The 16871-nt window shown below is 64.1% G+C and carries 16 protein-coding genes; 2 read left to right on the top strand and 14 right to left on the bottom strand.

Features of this window, described 5'->3' with window-relative positions; translation table 11 throughout:
• Nucleotides 1–32: 32 nt before the first annotated feature.
• Both ACOOFO_RS01065 and ACOOFO_RS01070 read right to left on the bottom strand, forming a co-directional pair.
• Nucleotides 33–1358 carry a DUF445 family protein gene (locus ACOOFO_RS01065; RefSeq protein ID WP_420427814.1) on the bottom strand — a complete coding sequence of 442 codons (1326 nt, stop codon included), beginning with the start codon at nucleotides 1356–1358 and terminating at the stop codon, nucleotides 33–35.
• Between the two features lie 104 nt (nucleotides 1359–1462).
• Nucleotides 1463–2197 (bottom strand): Abi-alpha family protein, encoded by a 735-nt coding sequence (locus tag ACOOFO_RS01070; RefSeq protein WP_420427815.1) that lies wholly within the window; start codon nucleotides 2195–2197, stop codon nucleotides 1463–1465.
• 221 nt (nucleotides 2198–2418) lie between these two features.
• Between ACOOFO_RS01070 and ACOOFO_RS01075 the strand changes: the two genes are divergently transcribed.
• Both ACOOFO_RS01075 and ACOOFO_RS01080 read left to right on the top strand, forming a co-directional pair.
• Nucleotides 2419–2634 (top strand): hypothetical protein, encoded by a 216-nt coding sequence (locus ACOOFO_RS01075; RefSeq protein WP_420427816.1) that lies wholly within the window; start codon nucleotides 2419–2421, stop codon nucleotides 2632–2634.
• Nucleotides 2635–2643: 9 nt separating this feature from the next.
• Nucleotides 2644–4104: a hypothetical protein gene (locus ACOOFO_RS01080; protein WP_420427817.1), complete on the top strand. Its 1461-nt coding sequence runs from the start codon at nucleotides 2644–2646 to the stop codon at nucleotides 4102–4104.
• Between the two features lie 222 nt (nucleotides 4105–4326).
• On the opposite strand, the gene ACOOFO_RS01085 is transcribed toward ACOOFO_RS01080, so the two are convergent.
• The 12 genes from ACOOFO_RS01085 to ACOOFO_RS01140 all read right to left on the bottom strand — a co-directional run bounded on the left by ACOOFO_RS01085 (nucleotide 4327) and on the right by ACOOFO_RS01140 (nucleotide 16871).
• On the bottom strand, nucleotides 4327–5910 hold the full coding sequence (locus tag ACOOFO_RS01085; protein ID WP_420427818.1) for a hypothetical protein: 1584 nt from the start codon (nucleotides 5908–5910) through the stop codon (nucleotides 4327–4329).
• 217 nt (nucleotides 5911–6127) lie between these two features.
• Nucleotides 6128–9187, bottom strand: coding sequence for a TonB-dependent receptor domain-containing protein (locus tag ACOOFO_RS01090; RefSeq protein WP_420427819.1), 3060 nt, complete (start codon nucleotides 9185–9187; stop codon nucleotides 6128–6130).
• The gene (locus tag ACOOFO_RS01095; protein WP_420427820.1) at nucleotides 9178–10323 is read right to left on the bottom strand and encodes a tetratricopeptide repeat protein; all 1146 of its coding nucleotides are present in this window, start codon (nucleotides 10321–10323) and stop codon (nucleotides 9178–9180) included. The genes ACOOFO_RS01090 and ACOOFO_RS01095 overlap by 10 nt, the downstream gene beginning before the upstream one ends.
• A 4-nt stretch (nucleotides 10324–10327) precedes the next feature.
• A complete protein-coding gene (locus tag ACOOFO_RS01100; protein WP_420427821.1) occupies nucleotides 10328–10960 on the bottom strand; it encodes an energy transducer TonB in 633 nt (210 codons plus the stop codon).
• A 5-nt stretch (nucleotides 10961–10965) separates the two neighbouring features.
• A complete protein-coding gene (locus ACOOFO_RS01105; RefSeq protein ID WP_223054973.1) occupies nucleotides 10966–11382 on the bottom strand; it encodes an ExbD/TolR family protein in 417 nt (138 codons plus the stop codon).
• On the bottom strand, nucleotides 11379–12008 hold the full coding sequence (locus ACOOFO_RS01110; protein WP_420427822.1) for a MotA/TolQ/ExbB proton channel family protein: 630 nt from the start codon (nucleotides 12006–12008) through the stop codon (nucleotides 11379–11381). Before ACOOFO_RS01110 ends, ACOOFO_RS01105 begins: the two co-directional genes overlap by 4 nt.
• Entirely contained in the window at nucleotides 12005–13396 is a 1392-nt protein-coding gene (locus tag ACOOFO_RS01115) for a MotA/TolQ/ExbB proton channel family protein (protein WP_420427823.1), read from the bottom strand. The genes ACOOFO_RS01110 and ACOOFO_RS01115 overlap by 4 nt, the downstream gene beginning before the upstream one ends.
• Complete coding sequence (locus tag ACOOFO_RS01120; protein ID WP_420427824.1) at nucleotides 13393–14175, bottom strand: DUF3450 family protein; 783 nt, start codon at nucleotides 14173–14175, stop codon at nucleotides 13393–13395. The genes ACOOFO_RS01115 and ACOOFO_RS01120 overlap by 4 nt, the downstream gene beginning before the upstream one ends.
• A gap of 111 nt (nucleotides 14176–14286) precedes the next feature.
• The gene (gene thpR, locus ACOOFO_RS01125) at nucleotides 14287–14829 is read right to left on the bottom strand and encodes an RNA 2',3'-cyclic phosphodiesterase (protein ID WP_420427825.1); all 543 of its coding nucleotides are present in this window, start codon (nucleotides 14827–14829) and stop codon (nucleotides 14287–14289) included.
• A gap of 8 nt (nucleotides 14830–14837) precedes the next feature.
• Entirely contained in the window at nucleotides 14838–15314 is a 477-nt protein-coding gene (locus ACOOFO_RS01130) for a hypothetical protein (protein ID WP_420427826.1), read from the bottom strand.
• Between the two features lie 114 nt (nucleotides 15315–15428).
• Nucleotides 15429–16409, bottom strand: coding sequence for a hypothetical protein (locus ACOOFO_RS01135; RefSeq protein WP_420427827.1), 981 nt, complete (start codon nucleotides 16407–16409; stop codon nucleotides 15429–15431).
• 72 nt (nucleotides 16410–16481) lie between these two features.
• Nucleotides 16482–16871, bottom strand: a complete 390-nt coding sequence (locus tag ACOOFO_RS01140) for a hypothetical protein (RefSeq protein ID WP_420427828.1) — start codon at nucleotides 16869–16871, stop codon at nucleotides 16482–16484.

The raw sequence follows: 16871 nt of genomic DNA on the forward strand, positions 1-16871 counted from the left end.
AGGACCGACCAGGTGGCAACACCATGCGCAAATCAGCCCAGACCCGTGGCGCTCAGCCACTGCACGGCCGACTGCGCCGCAGCGGCCGCGCCTGCTTCGCCTTCCCAGATACCCATTTCGTCACCGAAGAGCACGACCAGCTGGAAGATGCCGACCATCATGCCGAGGGCGGCACCGACCGCGATCAGAATCCACTCGTCCTGCTCGAAGGCAGGGCGCAGCATGCCCTCGAAATCGCGCGGCGGTAGCCCAGCCAGGCGCGTCGACAGTGTGTTCTCCAGATCCAGCGCGTCGTTGGCGTAGTGCTCGATATGGTGCAGGGCGTCGGGCAGGGCATCGATGATCTGCGTGACCGCGCTGGCCTTCATTCGACGATAGGACTGCGTACCCACGGTAAAGGTGACGAAGGGCTTGGCCACGCTGGTTTGCTCGTCGATGGTGCGCTGCACGTGCCGGCCGATGGTGGTGAAGACCTTGTCGGAATAGGGCCCCTTGAGGATGGCCTCGATGATATTGGCCGGCGTCAGCACCTGCGCCGCGACCAGCTTGCCGAAGTCACGCGCGACTTCCTCCTGCCGCTTCATGAAAAGACCCTGGATGCGGAAAGGCCCGACACGCACGATCTCCTTCGGATTGAAGATCATCTGCAGGGCGATCCAGTTGGTGGCGTAGCCCACCGCCAGACCAAAGGCCGGCAGCAGCCACCATTCCTGATAGAAGACCCAGACCCCCATCTGCACGACGCCGAACAGACCACCAAAGTAGATGCCGGAGCGGGCGATGAACTTGAATTCGGCGTGGCCTACTTCGGCAAAGATCTGATTCAGGAGTGCCTTATCCTTGGTCAGATTGGTGATGACCATGTCCTTGAGATCGTACATCTGATTGATGTTGGTCTTGATCTCTTCCATGATCTCGCTGATCACGCTGGGCATCTCGGACTTCACGCGCTTGTAGATCTGGCGCTTGACGACCTGCGGCAGCGATTCCCACAAGGTGGGTTGATGCTCGCCCATGACCTTGTCGACGATGTCCTCGATCATCGCATTGAGCGGCCCGTCCAGCTCGCCGGCGATGCGCTCGGCATCCAGGCGCGCGAACATCTCTTCCTGCGTGATCAGGTGCTTGGTGATGGTGTCGACGCAGACCGATGCCATATGCGCGGCGCGCCGCGGAATGATGCCCTGCCAGCCGAGGATGTTGGGCCAGTTCTTCACCTTGATGCCGAAGAACTCCACCGGATGGAACATCATGTAGATCGCCACCACATTGGTGCCGTAACCCACGACAGCACTGATGACGGGCATCGACAGATAGACCCAGGGGTTGGCCAGAAAATCAGCGATTCCGGATTCCATAACGTCTCTTCAATCGTTCTCAGGCGGTGGGGCCGCCCTCCCTTTTGTTTTCTTGCGACCCAGCAGACGGCTGCGTGGTCGCGATATTCCCCCGATGATCCGGCTCAGCGCCGCATCTCGGCTTCCTGCCCAAGCGCGCAGAGCCGTGCACCCAGTAGGGTGATCACCACACTGAAGCGCTGCACGCGCGGGCGCAGCCGTAGCGTCTCCTCGATATGCCGCATTGCCTCGCGCACGCGCTCTTCGCTTTCCAGCATGGCGTAGCGATCGCCGGCTTCGCGGTCCTCCGGAGCGGTATGCACCAGGCCGAGTGCCAGCAGATGGGTCAGGTAATGCGGGACGTATTCGGGCAGCATCACTCCGGCATCGGCACCCACGCGACTCATATTGGCCAGCACGGGAACGCTGTCTCTGCCCACCAGCGAGGTCGCGACGACATGACAGGCCGGTACCGGCTCGCGGTCCGACATGGCGGACAGGATGCGCGCCTCGTCGCAACTGAGTTGCTCGACCAGACGACCAAGCAGGTCGATCTCCGCCGTGTCGCGGCGCTGATCGAGGGACTGTTCGAGCAATTGCTGAAAGGCGCTGCCTGGGTCCGGTGCGGACTGAAGCGCTGCCTTGGCGGTCGCGAGCGGCAGCGATGCCTTGCCAATGGCATCGTCCAGCCCGTCCAGCTTGCGCTTCAGCCCTTGCAGCAATCGCGATTCCGCGTACTGCGCCTGGCGGCGCGCAAACGCTGCGAAGGGAATGGACTCGACCAAGCGCGCGAAGTCTATGTCATCCTCCGGCGACAGCGTTTCCTCCGGCGCGGAATCGTGCCGTTGCTCCTCCTCCAACGCAGCCTCCTTAACGCGCCTGTGCGGGCGCTCTTTTCGTTATGACCTGATCGTCACCTGTTGCTACGATACCGCCGAGCGTGTACAAAGATCAATCGTCGAACGATGGCATCATGCCATCAATTGACGGAATAAATACGTCAACCGGAGGCACCACCGTCAGACACTGGGGCTTTCTGCGAGGGCCGCATGCGGGGTCGGTGGAGACAGGGAGAGAGACCGTGGGATCAGCCAAGCAACAACTTGAGCGTTGCCTGCACGCGGAAGGCAATATCGATTTCCTCGATTACGCCGACGCAGAAGTGGTCCAGGCGGTGGCGGACCGGGTGGAGACGACGGTGAACCAGGCAAGGAACGAACTCGAATCCGAGATCGCGCGCCGGCCCGAGCAGTTGCCCACTTTTCTTCGCGGCGTCGTCCGCTCCATTCTGCGCTGAGGACAGGCCATGGCGGATCTGCATACCCTGGAACTGACCCGACGCGCCGAAATCGGCAAGCTCGCTGTCCTCCTCGATGTCGCGCCCGAAAGCCTCGCCGAACTGGGAAGCGCATCCAGCGCGGATGAGCTCCAGCGCCTGCGGCGGCGCATCAACAAGACCTTGTTCGACGAGAAGCGCGACCGCTTCATTCGGTTGGAACGCTTCACGCGAATGCTGCCGGCAGGCTATGTGGCGCGCCTGGCCATGGAGAGTTTCGGGCCCTTGCTCAGTGCCCGCGTAGTCGCAGAGATGAACCCCCTGCGGGCGCGCAACATTGCCCGCCACGTGACGCCTGCCTTCGTGGCGGATGTCGCGCCCCTCATCGATCCCGAAAAGGTGGAACAGCTGATTCCGCGCCTGCCCCTTGACCTCGTCAAGGAGACCGCTTTGCTCTTGGTCGAGCGCAAGGACTACGTCACCATGGGCCGCTTTGGTGATGCCCTCTCCGCGCAGCAGCTCCGCGCCGTCATCGGCGCTATCGACGACGACACCGCGCTCTTGCAGACGGCCTTCTTCATTGAGCGCCGGGAGCAGCTCGGACGCATCGTGCACAACATCGACAATGCCCGCATCGCGCGCATCATGCAGCGCGGCACCGAGGCCAACATGCTCCCGCAGGCGCTGTTCATCATTGACCATGTCACCGATGAACTGAAGGGCCGGCTTGCCGACATCATGGGCGAACAGAGCGAGGACACCCTCGATACGCTGGTGTCAGTAGCGGATGAGCAGCGCCTGTGGGGCCCCATTCTGAGGGGCTTGTCGCATATCCACCCGCGCTATCGGCGCAAGATCGTCAACCTGCCCAAGGTGAAGGACGAGCGGCTGCTCGGCGACCTCGTCCGCGCCGCCTATGAGGAGGGTCTGCTGGCGGTGGCATTGCCGCTGGCGCGCGTCATGCGCCCGGACTACAAGCGCGTCGTTGCACACGCTGCCCTGAAACAGGGTCCGGAAGTCGCCGAAGCCGCGCTGGAGGCCGCCCACAGCGCCGGCGAGTGGAGCACCCTGCTCGACCTCGCCCGCTACGCGGATGAGAGCGAGCGCGCCCTGCTCGCCACGCTGCGCGTGTTGCGTCGACCGGAGGCCATGGAGGCGCTGCTCGAAGCACTCAACAGCGACGCCGCTGCGGACATGCTGCTCGACGTGGTCGGGCGCATGGATGAGGACGCTCAGCGCACCGTGGCGCACATCCTCGCTGCCGAGGGCGGCGCACTGCTCGAGCACCTGCTCGACCTAGCCGGCGGCCTGCACGAACGCTGGGGGACGGTTGCGTGCATCATCGCCACGCTCGATGGCGGCGCGCTGGAGGATGCCGGTCGGGTGCTTCGCCGCCGCAGCGACGCCGAAATCGCCTCTCTTCGAGATGGCGCCAAGCGTGAAAAGGTGTGGGACCGCTTGTCCCGACAGTTGGAGCAGCAGGCAGCTTGACAAGCTGTCCGAGTCACTCTGGAAAGCGCTGGCGGACCGAATAGAGTTCGTCAGTACAGCCTTCGCGATGCGTGGTGGCGGGGCTTTCCACCTGATGCGCCGGCGCGCTTCGCTTTGTGTCGCACTCCGTGTTTGGCTCTTCCGCGGCACCATTATGAGATAGCAAAAAGAAGGGCGCCCGATGGGCGCCCTTCTTGTGTACTACATGTATCGCGCGTTGCCTTAGTCGGTATCGTCGACCAGGGCACCGGCGCTGCAGTTGAACAGCACGTCGCCGTAGAGCAGCGTTTCGTCGAGCTCATCATCGACATCCAAGCAGCCGTCGCCGAAGGCACCGTTGTTGATGACGGTGTCATCGCCGTAGGCGGAGCGGTAGACCTGACCGCCAAAGCCTTCGCGGTGCAGTGCGGCTTCCGTGCCGCCTTCGTTGCCATTGTTGCCCAGGATGGTGATGTTGGCCAGGATCGGCTGGGTCTTCGGCAGCACGCCGAAGTTGTCGCCGTTGCTGTCCGACTCGATACCGCGGTCGCCGAAGTTGGCGCCCTGGATGACCAGCACATTCTGGACCACACCCTGGAAGCCGAGATCCATGTCGAGGGAGTCGTCGGTGACGCCCTGGATGACGCCGTAGCGCACGTTGGCGGCGCCGCCGAACCACTCGATGCCGTCGTCGTCAGAGTTGGTGATCTGGACGTACTCGATGGTCGTGCCGGAACCGGAGGCTTCGATCGTCAGACCCTGCACTTCTTCGTCCGGACGGAAGGCTTCACCGGTCTCGGCCAGGACGACGTAGCGCAGCGTGCCGCTGGAATCGCTGTTGTCGGTGCCGCCGAACCAGCGCGTCACACCATCCGGTACCGCCTCGGTGGTGGTCTGGTCGTTGTCGTCGCCGTTGTTGATTTCGCCGTAGCCCGAGAGCACGAGGCTGCCCCAGAGGCCGCGGCCATCAAGGTCGGTGACATCGTTCTGGATGGCGCCGCTTTCGAACTCCACCGCACCGAAGATGATCGGCAGATTTTCGGTACCGATGGCGTTGATCGTCGAACCACGCGTGATCACCAGCGACGGCGTGGTGCCGGTGTCGGCCATGATCTGCGTACCAGCTTCAATCGTCAGCACGTCATTACGCACGGTGCTCTGGTCGAACGCACCTTCGACGTCCCCGTTACCGACCTGCACCGTGCCGTCGAGCACATAGACGTGATCATTCGTCAGCGTGAAATCGCCGTCGAGGTCGCCGTCCGTGATGACGCAGACCGGGAAGGTCACACCGAACACGTCGGTGGTGCCGCCATCGGCCAGGCCGGCGGCGATATTCGCACAGTTGCTGGTGGCAGCCGGAGTCAGGCTGCCGCCGGTGATCTCAGCCTGCAGCGGGTGGAAGTCACCGCCGGGCAGATTGCCGTCAATACCGGACTGACGAACCGTCCAGTTGGCCCAGAAGGGCGTGCCCGTCGGGGCCACCGCTCCGAAGTAGTCCTCCGGCGTCACGGAGTTGCCGGCCGGCGTGGTGAACGGGCCGTCAAAGTCGCTGTCGGTGTTGCTGGCAGAGGAAATCGCCAGGGTGTTGGCGTCAATGGTGAAGTTCTCGACCGACACGTCGTAGCGGTCGGTCTGGCTGAACTGCTCCTGGAAGCTGGTGGGCGTACCGCCGTTGCCACCATTTCCACCGCCGTTACCACCACCGTTGCCACCATTACCGCCGTTACCAGCGCCACTGTTGCCGCCGCCGCCACCACCGCCACAGGCGGCGAGGCCGAATCCGGCTACGATGGCAAGCGCGATGGCGCTCTTCGCATTCTGCATTGTGCTCTCCATAGGAAGTCGCTTGAGGTACCGCAAATGTGGTCGGCAAACTACGGGAGTCGCGTTGCACCAATGCGACATTTTCATGACAGATAGATGACACCCGGCGGGGCAAATGAAGGCATCCCCGCAAAAGAAAAGGCCCGGTATCCGTAAGAAGACCGGGCCTGCACAGTCGCCGTCCGAAACGAGGTCGGACGGGCTTCATCAGGCAACCTCAGAAGTTGTATTTCAGTCCGAGCCCGGCATCGATTCCGGTTTCGTACGCGCGGAATACTTCACCGCCCTGCAGCCATTCGACTTCCTCGTTGAGCAGATTGCCGATGCTGGCCTCCACCTTCCAATCCTCGAAGAGGGTGATGGTGTACTTGAAGTCCACCACGGTGATCGGGCTCTGGAAGACATCCGGCTGACCCTGACGGCCCGTCAGCCGCAGCCGCTCACCGACGCGGTTCAGTGACACCGTCCAGTCCTGTCGTTCACCCTGGTATCCGAACTGGAAGTTCAGCGTCTGATCCGCCTGCCCTTGCAGAGTGCGGTTGACGTTGGTCTCCAGATTCTGCGCGGAAAGTGTGACGCTGGAATCGATCAAGGATGCGTTAGCCTGCAGGTAGACCTTGTCGGTCCATGCCCACTCGCGGTCCACGAAGCTGAGCAGTCGCGTCATCGTGGTACGCGCCGAGAATTCGAAGCCGGTGACTTCAGCGCTTTCGGCATTCTGATTCGTACGCAGCGGGTCCGAGCCACCGACGCCGGTGAAGGCCTGCTCGATGGGATTGGTGTAGTCCTTCAGAAAGGCACCGACCGACAGCACCTCTTCGTTGCTCGGATACCACTCCAGGCGTAGATCGAAGGCGTCGATTTCGGTCGGCTCCAGTTCCGGGTTACCCAGGAATTCGTCGCCGGAATCGGGATCGAAATAGCGCGCGGGTGAAAGTTCGTTCAGCACGGGACGGGACACGCTCTGCCCGAAATTGCCGCGCAGCTGCAGATCGTCGCGGATACGCCAGGTGAGACCCAGCGAGGCGAGCACATCGTCGGTATCGAAGGAGCCGGTGACGGACTGGCCACCTGCGCTTCCGCCCGCCACGAAGGTCTCGACCAGGAACTCCGCCTGCTCGAAGCGCACGCCGCCGACCACGCGCAGGACATCCAGCCAGTCAAAATCGAACTTGAGGTAGGCCGCGTTGACGTCGGCATCGCCGAAGTAGTTATCGTTGTCCTGGGTTTGGTCGGTGGGCGTCAGTCCGTTTCCGGTGCGCGCCGGGTCCAGCAGCACTTCAGGCGGCTGATTGAGGTCATCGCCGGGGGCTACATCGAGTTCGAGGCGCTGAGTCCGCGATTCACGCTCCTGCGCATAGGTCGACACACCGGTGCCGATATTCAGCACGGTCCGCTCGGTCTGCAGCACGGGGATGGTCAGGTCCAGCTCGAGGCTGACGACGCTGTCCTCACTGTCGTCCCAGCGGCGCGCCGCGCCATTCTGTCGGAAGAAGATGAAATTACCTTCCTCATCCTCACGACGGCGGTAGATGTAATCGCGACGGTCCGGCGCATCGCGCGAACTTTCCGCCACCATCGTGCGCCAGTCGAGCTTGGCGAGGGCGAATTCATGCTCGCCCGTGAACTGCTGCAGGAGCAGCTCGCGCTCGTTCCAATCGAGCAGGAATTCCCGCGCGAAGCGGTCATCACTGGTGGCATCAAAACCCTCGATGATCTCCGAACGCTGCTGGGTCTTGCGAATCACGAAGGTGTTACTGCGCAGCGCGTGACGGTCCCATTCCAGGCCCAGTCCGATAAGCCCACCCAGATCGACATTCATATCCGTGCGGAACTCGGTCTTGTCGTCGCGCAGCGCCAGATTGCCATCGCCCCCCAGGGAGTACGTCCTTCGTATGCGCTCCTGGGTGCGGTACTTCTGCGACCAGCTCACCGAGCCGATGGCACCGAAGGTGCCGCCAAGCCATTGCGTGTTGGTACCGGCGCCGAGGCCGAGACCAAGATCCGCTGGCGGCTTGAAGTCGCGGACTTCCCAGATATTGCTGAGTTGGCGCGCGCCCTCCACCAGATCGTCACCGGAACCGTTGCCGCCCAGCGCCGCATCGAGCTGCTCCGGCAGTTCCCGGGTCCCATCGTCAATACCGAGGAAATCGGTACCGCCCCCCTCATGATCGAGCCCATCCTCGCCGGTCGATACGGAGTTCACGCCAGTCTTGACGGACACATTGAGAAACGGGGATTCGGGAATCCCGACCGTCTCCAGATTGATCAGGCCGGCGCCGAAAGAGCCCGGCTGCGAGGCGTCATAGCTCTTGGATACCGAGATGCTCGACAGCACCCCGGTCGGAAACAAGTCCAGAGGCACGATCCGCTTGATCGGATCCGGACTGGGCAGCGGCGAGCCGTTGAACAACGTCTTGGTATAGCGCGACGGCGCGCCACGGACCACCACGAACTTGCCGTCCTCAATGGTCAGACCAGTGACGCGCGCCAGCGCATCGGCGGCGTTGGAATCCCCCGAGCGCGACATCTGCTCGGCGCCGAGCACGTCGACCACTGCGCTGGATTCCCGCTGTTCCGACAGTACCGAGGCGACCGAGCCCTCGATGTACGGCGCCGTCACGACGAACTCGCGCAACTCCAGGCCGCTGGGCGTCAGCGACACCATCTGCTCCACCGTCTCTTCGGGGGCAACCGAGATGTCCGTGATGGTCCGGGTGGTATAGCGCGGGTGAACGATGGAGATGGCGTAATTGCCCTCCGGCACCTGCAGACTGAAGCGGCCGTCCGCATCCGTGCGCGCGGATTCACGCGAACCGCTCACGAAGACCTGGGCGTTCTCGATGGGACTGTCGTCTTCCGCGGACACGATGCGCCCGGTCAGCGTGCCGGGTACGCCCTCCACTTCCTGCTGCACCGGCTGCGCACCGCTGCCGCCCTCGATGTCGGCATCGGCCTGGCCGGTGGGCTCCAGCGTCACGATGAGCTGGATGAAGTCATTGGCTTCCGCTTTGATGCGCTGCGAGTAGATCGGCGTTTCGCCGCCGGGTGCGGTCAGCTCTAGCAGATGCTCACCACTGGGGATATCCACAAAGGCCGCACCGTCGGCATCGGTCTTGCCCAGACGCTTGCCGTCCAGGCTCAGCTCCATGCCCTGCACGGCGCTCCCTTCCTGCAGCACGAAGATGCTGACCTGGGCATCGCTGGCGTACAGCGCGGCGGAAAAGAGACAGCCCACCACCGCGAACAGCCGGATGAAGAAGGTTTTCACAGACATGCCCACGGGCTTTCCTCGCAGCTGCTCATCGCGCTTCGGAGATTGGTGGCCTGCTTGAAGAGATCTGGGTCGGACAGACCGGCGAGATAGGATTCGGCCTTCTCGAAGCGCCCGGTCTTGAAGAAGGCGTAGGCCAGCGCGTAGCGCACCGAGCCTTCCTCGGTCAGGCCGACGCGCTGCAGATCGCGCTCCATGGCCGCGACCTGCTCAAAGGCCTCGAGTTGCACCAGCAACGCCAGGCGCTGCTTGAATTTCTTCTCCGAATCGGCCGTACGCGCGTTGAGGTTCAAGGCGTGCATGGGTTGGCCCGCCTCGCGGTACAGCTCGGAGGCTTCCGAGGTCAGTTCGGGGTAGAAGGCGGCGGCCTGCTCGAACAGATGTGCGGCGGCCAGTGTGCGCCGCGTCTCCAGATAGGTATGAGCCAGCTCGAGCATGGCCGACTTGCTGCCCGGATAGCGCAGATAGGCCTGCTCCAGGAAGGCCAGCGCCCGCTCCGGCTCACCGCTTTGCCGCAGGGCGCGACCGATGGCCAGCAGGTCGGGTTCCTCGGCGCCGAAGCGACCGATATAGTCAAGACCCAGGTCAGCGGCGGCCCGGTACATGCCCAGATCAATCAGCATGAAGACGCGGCGTCGCACGAACTCACCTTCATCGGGGAACTGCTCGGAGGCGTCGGCCAGCACGTCCCACGCCTTGAACTTCTCACCCAGCTGCCAGTGCGCCTGGGCGCGGAAGACGACGATCTCGGGCCGCCCCTGCGTTTCGGCACCGGCCTTCTGCAGCGCATCCAGAGTGGCACGGTACTCATTCAGGCCAAAGTGGGCCTGTGCCAGATAGAGGTAGACGACCGGATCTTCCTGCCCGGCGGCAATCGCCTCGTTCAGGGCCTGCTTTGCCTCGGCGTGCAGCTGATTGCGCAGCTTGATCAGGCCCTTGAGGGTGAAATAGCGCACGCGATCGAGGTCCTCGTCGGACTCGTCGACATTGGCCAGGGCGCCCTCGGCGCGATCATAGTGACCGTCCTTGAGCAGCAGCGAGGCGAGCCCGACGTAGTCGACTTCGTCGCTGGCCTGCACCGGCGCAAGCGTGGGCAGCACTGCCAGCAGGCAGAGCATGAGGAGTCGGCGGAGCATCATCGGATCAGCTCAGATCAAAGCGCACGCGCTGGTTCGCCCAGACCTTGACCTTTTCGCCCTTGTATTCGGCCGGGCTGAACTGCCACTGCCGGATCGCGCTGAGAACGACCTCATCGAAGACACCGCTGGGCTGCGCTTCGACGATGCGTGCGTCAGCGACTTCGCCGCGCTTGTTGATCAGCAGGCTGACCAGAACATAGCCTTCGACGCCCTTGGCGCGCGCTTCTGGCGGATAGGGCATGGCGCCTCTGGATTGTGGCCGGGGCGCGACATCCACCGTATCGCCGGTCATGACCACGTCGTCGTTCTGGCCGAGCAGGGACTCATCCACTGCGCCGAACTCCCAGGAGCCGAAGTTCAGCCCAAGGTCGACACCCGACAGGCCCTGCGACAGGCCGGACAGCGGAGGCGGCGGCGGCGCCTTGGCCTGCTGCGGTGGGGGTTCAGGCTGCCGCTCTGGCTTCGGCGGCGGAGGCGGTGGCTGCTTGCGCACCATCTCGATCTGCCGGCCCGTATCCTCCTGGTCCGGCGTCGGCGCGGAAGCGAGCTGATTGACCAGCGTCACACCGGCGAAGACGCCGACGGTGCCGACCACGGCCCAGGTGAAGGCACGCGAGTGCAAACGGAGGGGATTCATGTGATTCATACGCCAGACCCTGCTTCCTGCTCGGTGGCGACGCCGACATCTTCGGCGCCGGCCAAGCGACATTGATCCACGACTTCCACGAGGCGGCCCGAAGGCACCTCGGAATCGGTGACGACAAGCACACCCGGATTGCCGGCGGCGGCGAGCATGTCGCGCAAGCGGCTCTGGATGACCCAGACCCGAACCGGCTGGCCGTCGAGATAGGTGTTGCCCTGATTATCGATATAGACGCGAATCGCCTTGGTCGAGGACTGCTGCGCGGTCTGCGCACTGGGCCGGTTGATGTCCAGGTCCATGTCCTTCACGAAGGTCGTGCTGACCATGAAGAAGATCAACAGAATGAAGACCATGTCGATCAGCGGTGAAATATCGATGCCGCTGGGCTCGCGGCTCTTGCGGAAGCGACTGCTCATGCCCGCACCTCCTGTTTCTGGTTATCGGCGTCTTCCGCGCACAGCAGATCGGTGAGCTGGGCGAGGTCGACTTCGATGCGTTGGGCGCGCCGCGACAGGAAGCCGTGCACGACCAGGCCGGGAATGGCGATCGCGAGGCCGAACTGCGTGGTGATCAGCGCTTGTGAGATACCGCCGGCGATACCACCGGACTGGGAAAACAACTGCATGTCCTGCAGCGAATCAAAGGTCTCGACCATGCCCACCACCGTGCCGAGCAGACCCAGCAGCGGAGCAATGGCGATGATCGACTGGGTCATGATCGAGAAGCCCTTCATCATCTGCCGATACTGACCAAAGGCGACATCCAGGTGGTCACGAAGATTGGGCAGGCGGCGCGCCTGAGCTTCCAGACCCACGGCGACCGCATTCGGGACGATGCCACGCTTGGGAAGCGCATCCGCGCCCTTCTCGCGCACACGGTCGACCAGCAGCCGGATCGGATCATCGCTGCCGCGCTTGATGACGGCGATGCGATAACCCAGCCCGTACCACATGAGGACCGTTGCAATGACCAGCGGCGGCATGACGAAGCCGCCGGACCGGTAATAGAACATCAGGTCGCCGACAAAGTCGCCGAAGCTCATGCCCGGGCTCCGAGCTCCCGATACTTGTTCACCACATTGAGAGCGGCCTGCTCCATGCCATCCTTGATCCGCTCGGCCCAGCCGGAGAGCACGTTGCCCAGCAGCAGGGTCGGAATCGCCACGATGAGGCCAAGCTCCGTGGTCACCAGGGCGGTCGAAATGCCGCCCGAGAGCAACTTGGGATCGCCGGTACCGAATTCGGTGATGACGTCGAAGGTCGAGATCATGCCGGTGACGGTGCCGAGCAGGCCGAGCAGCGGCGAGATGGCCGCAATCACCAGCAGCAAGGTGCCGTAACGGTCGAGATAGTCGGACTCGCCGAGCGTGCTCTCGGAGATGATGTCGTCGAGGTGCTTGGGATCGCGGTCGAGATTGCGCAGGGCCGCGGCCACGACCTTGGCGGTGGCGCCGCCGGTCTTTTCGCAGACGGCCAGCGCCTCCTGGGGCTTGCCGCTGGCGACCAGATTGCCGACTTTCTCGGAGATGGTCTGGGTGTTGGCACCGGCGCGCGTCAGGAAGATGAAGCGCAGCAGGGCGAGCAAGGCCGCTATACCGCCGAGAACCACAATGATCCACGCGATCGCACCACCGCTCTCGATGACCTCGAGCACGGTCTTATCACCGCTGTCGGCCACCGCGCGGTTGCGGTTCTCGATCAGGAACAGGCCCAGGGTGTCCGGCTGCTGACCGGCGGCCAGCGCCTCGGCATCGGCCGCACTGGAATCAGGCCACAGCTTGAGCGCACCACCACCGGCCGGCGCCAGGGCACCGCTGCCCTGCTCGCTCACGCCGAAACTGGCGACCTGCCCGTAATGCACGACTTGGCCCTCGACTTCGGTACCGTCGGCAAGGAAGAAGGCGCCGTCTTCGACGCGGACCGTGCTGAACGCGCTCAATGCCTCCATCGCCGCGCCAAACCGGATTTGGGCGCGTTCCGGCAGTGAGGCGTCGGGCTGCTCCGCCGGCGCGAAGCCGGCGTCCTTGAGACTGGCGCGGGCCTGCTCCAGGGTGGCATCCAGAATGCCCTCGTCGCCGGTACGGGATTCCAGGGACTGGCGCGCGACACTGAGCTGATCATTCACGCGATCGGCCGTGGACTCCAGGCTGAGCAGCTGGCTCTCGAGCTGATCCGTGTCCTGCTGCAGCTCGGAGATCTCGTTCTGCGCCTCGGTGCGGAAGCTGCGCAGGCGCTGTTCGAGTTCGCGCTTCTGTGCCACCAGGAAGGCGTATTCGCGCTGGTAGGCCTTGCGCAGCTCGTGCTCGGCGTTAGCGGACGACGCCGCCTGCTGACTGGCATTGGGTGCAGCTGCCGCTGCACCACCCTCGGCCTGCGCCCAGACAGCGGTGCTCAGGCCAAGTGCGACGATGATTGCGGTAAGACGGATCACTGCGAGCCCTCCGCGAGCGGATTCGGAAGCTGGTAGTAGCCAGAGCGGATGTTCTTGTCGAGGGCATCGAACAGGGCCACGATCTGGTTCTGGTCGGCACCATCACTCACCGTCTGATAGCGCCACTGGCCGTCTTCCTCGACCGCCATGCCGACCTGCCCGTCTTCGGTACGGAAGAACAGACCGACCATGCCAAGCCGCGCCACATCCGCGAGCTGCTTCTGGCCACCCAGGTCCACCGACTGGCGGAACAGACCGGTTTCGCGGGCCAAGCGCAGTTCGTCTTCGTAGAAGCTCCACAGGCGGTTGACGCCCTTCGGCCCGGTCACGACCCCGGTGTCGAGCTGGGTCTGGATTTCATCCAGCGCCGCCAGACGCTCCGCACGCTTGAAGGGCAGCTCGGCTTCGATGTAGGCGCGCATCTGGGTGATGGCCGCGTCCAGCATCGGCAGCAGATCCTGGGCATCGGCGGTCGCGCTCTGTGCCTCGGTGCGTGCCTCGTCCAGAGCCTTGCGCAGACGCTCGATCTCCAGCTCCTGACGCCGGATCTCGTTGGTCAACTGCCCCTTGCGCGACAGCAACGCACGCATTTCCTGCTTGTGCGTTTCCTGCTCCTGATTGAGCTTGCTGTTGAGCGACTCCACGTCGCTGCGCAGGCTTACAAGATTGTCAGTCAGGGTATCGATGTCCTCGCTCTGCGCTGTGGCAGGCGAAGCAATACCCACGCCGACACCGATGAGCAGCGCAAAAAACGCGCGCCCGCGATGGATCCGAGTCATGGTTATGCGTCCAACTCCGCGAAAGTGGGCGCACGGTACCGCCGCAAGATGACGGTTTCGTGACAATGTTGTAACAATTCCGCGGAAGCCCCTGGCGACGGGGCTTTTCGACTAGCACAAGGGCCAGCGCGCCACAATCCGGTAAGGCCCCGGCTTGCCATGCGCGCCGGATTCCACCAGCACGAAGTCCTCCACCTGCCAAAAAGGTGCCGGTGCCACGGGCCCGCACAGCGGCCGGCAAATGTGCCGCTGCAGGGTCACGTGGGGTCGAAATGGCGCTTCGCTCAGATCGACCCCGGCCTCGCGGCACAGGGCGCACAGCGCTGATGCCAGGTGCGGAAGGGCATCCGGCACCCGGCGCGGACCGAGCCACTGCACACGCGCCTCGCGGAAGTGGTCGATCCAATCCAGCTGCAGGGCAAAAGCGAAGGCCCTGACCTCGGCGGCCATTTGATGGAGATGCTGCGCCTGCGCCTGGCTGACCGTCCCCGCAAAGGCGAGCGTCAGGTGCAAGTGATCGCTCGGAACCGGCCGACCTCCCGCGTCCGGTTGGCGCCGGTACCGAAGCAGCGCGCTGCGCGTGCGCTCATCGGGCCAGAGCGCGAAGAACAGGCGCCGCCTTGCATCGGGCGGCACGCCTCGCACGGTGTGCATTGTAGCCGTTAGGGCGCGCGCCTCTCCGCGTCCGCTCCCTCGTCGAAAAAAGGCACGCGAATGTCGGACAGCCCCTGTCGCATGGCATAGCGATGGGCCTCGGGCAAGGCCTCAAGGTCGGCGCGGCGGTAAGGCCGCTGCGCGCAATGCCGTTCGTAATGCGCCTTGAGCGCGTTCAGGGCGCGAACATCCGCGCGGAACTGCTGCATTTCCGCGTTAAAGGCTTCTGCACGTGCGTTGTAATCGGGGCGTGCGGACGGGTCGGCGGCCAGCGCCCGTCGCTGCTCGGCCAGAGAGGCGCGCTGGACGTCGTTGGCGTGCGATTGCTCCAACAGACGCAGCGATTCCGTACGCAACCGGTGCACCTCGCTGGCGCAGCGCGCGAGCGCCTCGGGCGACAGCGCCCCATCCCCAGCCGGCTGCGCCTGGGCAATGCCGGCCGTCAGCGCCAGCGCCACACCCCATAGAACACTTCTTTGCCACATGGTCTCGCTCCCGTTGATTCAGGCCGTTAGCTTGCAGGATTGTGGCGTCGCACTCACGGCAGACGTGCGGCCTGTGGCACGGCCTTCATCGCACCGACCCAGGCGCGCGCGCACTTACACGGTCAGATCGATCTGTTGCGCGGGACGAAGCCGGAATTGCTCGTCCAGGAAGTACCCGGTGCTGCGAATCACACCGAGCTCCTGGTTGTGACCGTCCTTCAGTGCGAAGGGCGAGCCAATGTGCTGCAGCCCGATGGCGCGCACACCGCGTTCGGCCAGGCTCGACAGGCGCTCCTTGCCACTGCCGTCGCGCTCCCAGAGTCGCAGGGTCTGAAAGGCCGGGTCCTGGGCGTCGATGAAGCCGTTGCCATCCGCGTCCAGCCGACGCAGGTCCGACCACGCATCGCCGCTGCGTGCGCCCAGAACCTCGCTGCCGTCATTGATGCGCCCGTCGCCGTTGCGGTCGGCAGTCAGCATGGCATTGCCCGGCGCGAGCACGGGCATGGCCACCATCGAGCCATCCGCCCTGAGGTCGAAGCCCAGCCGCTGATCGAGCAGCGCCACCCCCTGGCCATTGAAATTGAGCACCAAGGGATCCTGACGCCGGCCGGTCTCAAGCGAGAAGTGGCGTTCGCTGTAGAAGCTGCGGTCCATGCGCAGGAACAGCTCTCCATCCAGACGGCGGCCGTTGCCAAAGTCGAGCTGGGCGGTGATCCCGACCGTAATCGACTCGGCCTCGAAGAAGCGCTCTACCCGCTCGAAGCGAACACGTGGCGCGCGCTCTGTCTCCAGTGCCCCGAGTGCCAGCCGCCACCCCGCGTCCTTCTCCATTTTTGCGGACGGAGAAACCAGATCCTCGAGACGCACGCCGAACATCTTTTCCACAAATGCGACGAGGATGCGGATATTGAGCTGCTGCTGTGGACTTAGCTTGCGCTCGTCTGTGGACTCGGCCGCCAGCTCCTGCGACGGTGGCTCTGACGGCCGCTGGGCCGGCAGCGCGGCGGGCTCAATGATCAGCCGCTGCTGTACCTGACGCACGCTGGCGCGTGCACTCTGGCTGAGGAACTGATGAGTGGCATCGGTGATCTGCATGGCACGGCTCCACGGAACCCTGCCACGTTATCGACCAGTCTGAAGCCAGCTTGAGGCGACCGGACCGATGGCCTAGTTATTGCCGCGACAGGTGGTGGCCGCTTGCGACATCACCGCCCCATGCTGGCGCATGGCCTTGGCGATGGCGGGATGGCTATGGTCACCGCCCGCGGCCTGAGCCTCCAGCATCTTGATGTAGTCATCCACGGCCGTGGAGCCGGCCTCCTTCTCCATGACGGAGAGGATGCAGCGCACCTCGGCGCGCCGCGCCGATGCGGAGCCCGAGGCAGAGAGCTGGGCACGCTCGGCGAGCTTATGCGATGCCGCGATGGCCGCGTCCACCTCCTGCTCAGTCACCGCCTGGGCCTGGAAGGATGCTGCCACCAGCAGCACACTGGTGAATCCGGCCCAAATCCTGGCCAGACCTTGTTGCCGCAACCGCAACAACGATGTTCCGATCAT

The organism is Algiphilus sp. (assembly GCF_965216485.1).
Classification (GTDB): Bacteria; Pseudomonadota; Gammaproteobacteria; order Nevskiales; family Nevskiaceae; genus Algiphilus.

Excerpts from the sequence above, each read along its gene's own strand:
- ACOOFO_RS01105 (WP_223054973.1), bottom strand. The coding sequence starts at position 11,382 with ATGAGCAGTCGCTTCCGCAAGAGCCGCGAGCCCAGCGGCATCGATATT.
- ACOOFO_RS01135 (WP_420427827.1), bottom strand. The coding sequence starts at position 16,409 with ATGCAGATCACCGATGCCACTCATCAGTTCCTCAGCCAGAGTGCACGC.
- ACOOFO_RS01110 (WP_420427822.1), bottom strand. The coding sequence starts at position 12,008 with ATGAGCTTCGGCGACTTTGTCGGCGACCTGATGTTCTATTACCGGTCC.
- ACOOFO_RS01100 (WP_420427821.1), bottom strand. The coding sequence starts at position 10,960 with ATGAATCCCCTCCGTTTGCACTCGCGTGCCTTCACCTGGGCCGTGGTC.
- ACOOFO_RS01080 (WP_420427817.1), top strand. The coding sequence starts at position 2,644 with ATGGCGGATCTGCATACCCTGGAACTGACCCGACGCGCCGAAATCGGC.
- ACOOFO_RS01090 (WP_420427819.1), bottom strand. The coding sequence starts at position 9,187 with ATGTCTGTGAAAACCTTCTTCATCCGGCTGTTCGCGGTGGTGGGCTGT.
- ACOOFO_RS01095 (WP_420427820.1), bottom strand. The coding sequence starts at position 10,323 with ATGATGCTCCGCCGACTCCTCATGCTCTGCCTGCTGGCAGTGCTGCCC.
- ACOOFO_RS01085 (WP_420427818.1), bottom strand. The coding sequence starts at position 5,910 with ATGCAGAATGCGAAGAGCGCCATCGCGCTTGCCATCGTAGCCGGATTC.
- ACOOFO_RS01140 (WP_420427828.1), bottom strand. The coding sequence starts at position 16,871 with ATGATCGGAACATCGTTGTTGCGGTTGCGGCAACAAGGTCTGGCCAGG.
- thpR (WP_420427825.1), bottom strand. The coding sequence starts at position 14,829 with ATGCACACCGTGCGAGGCGTGCCGCCCGATGCAAGGCGGCGCCTGTTC.
- ACOOFO_RS01065 (WP_420427814.1), bottom strand. The coding sequence starts at position 1,358 with ATGGAATCCGGAATCGCTGATTTTCTGGCCAACCCCTGGGTCTATCTG.
- ACOOFO_RS01130 (WP_420427826.1), bottom strand. The coding sequence starts at position 15,314 with ATGTGGCAAAGAAGTGTTCTATGGGGTGTGGCGCTGGCGCTGACGGCC.
- ACOOFO_RS01120 (WP_420427824.1), bottom strand. The coding sequence starts at position 14,175 with ATGACTCGGATCCATCGCGGGCGCGCGTTTTTTGCGCTGCTCATCGGT.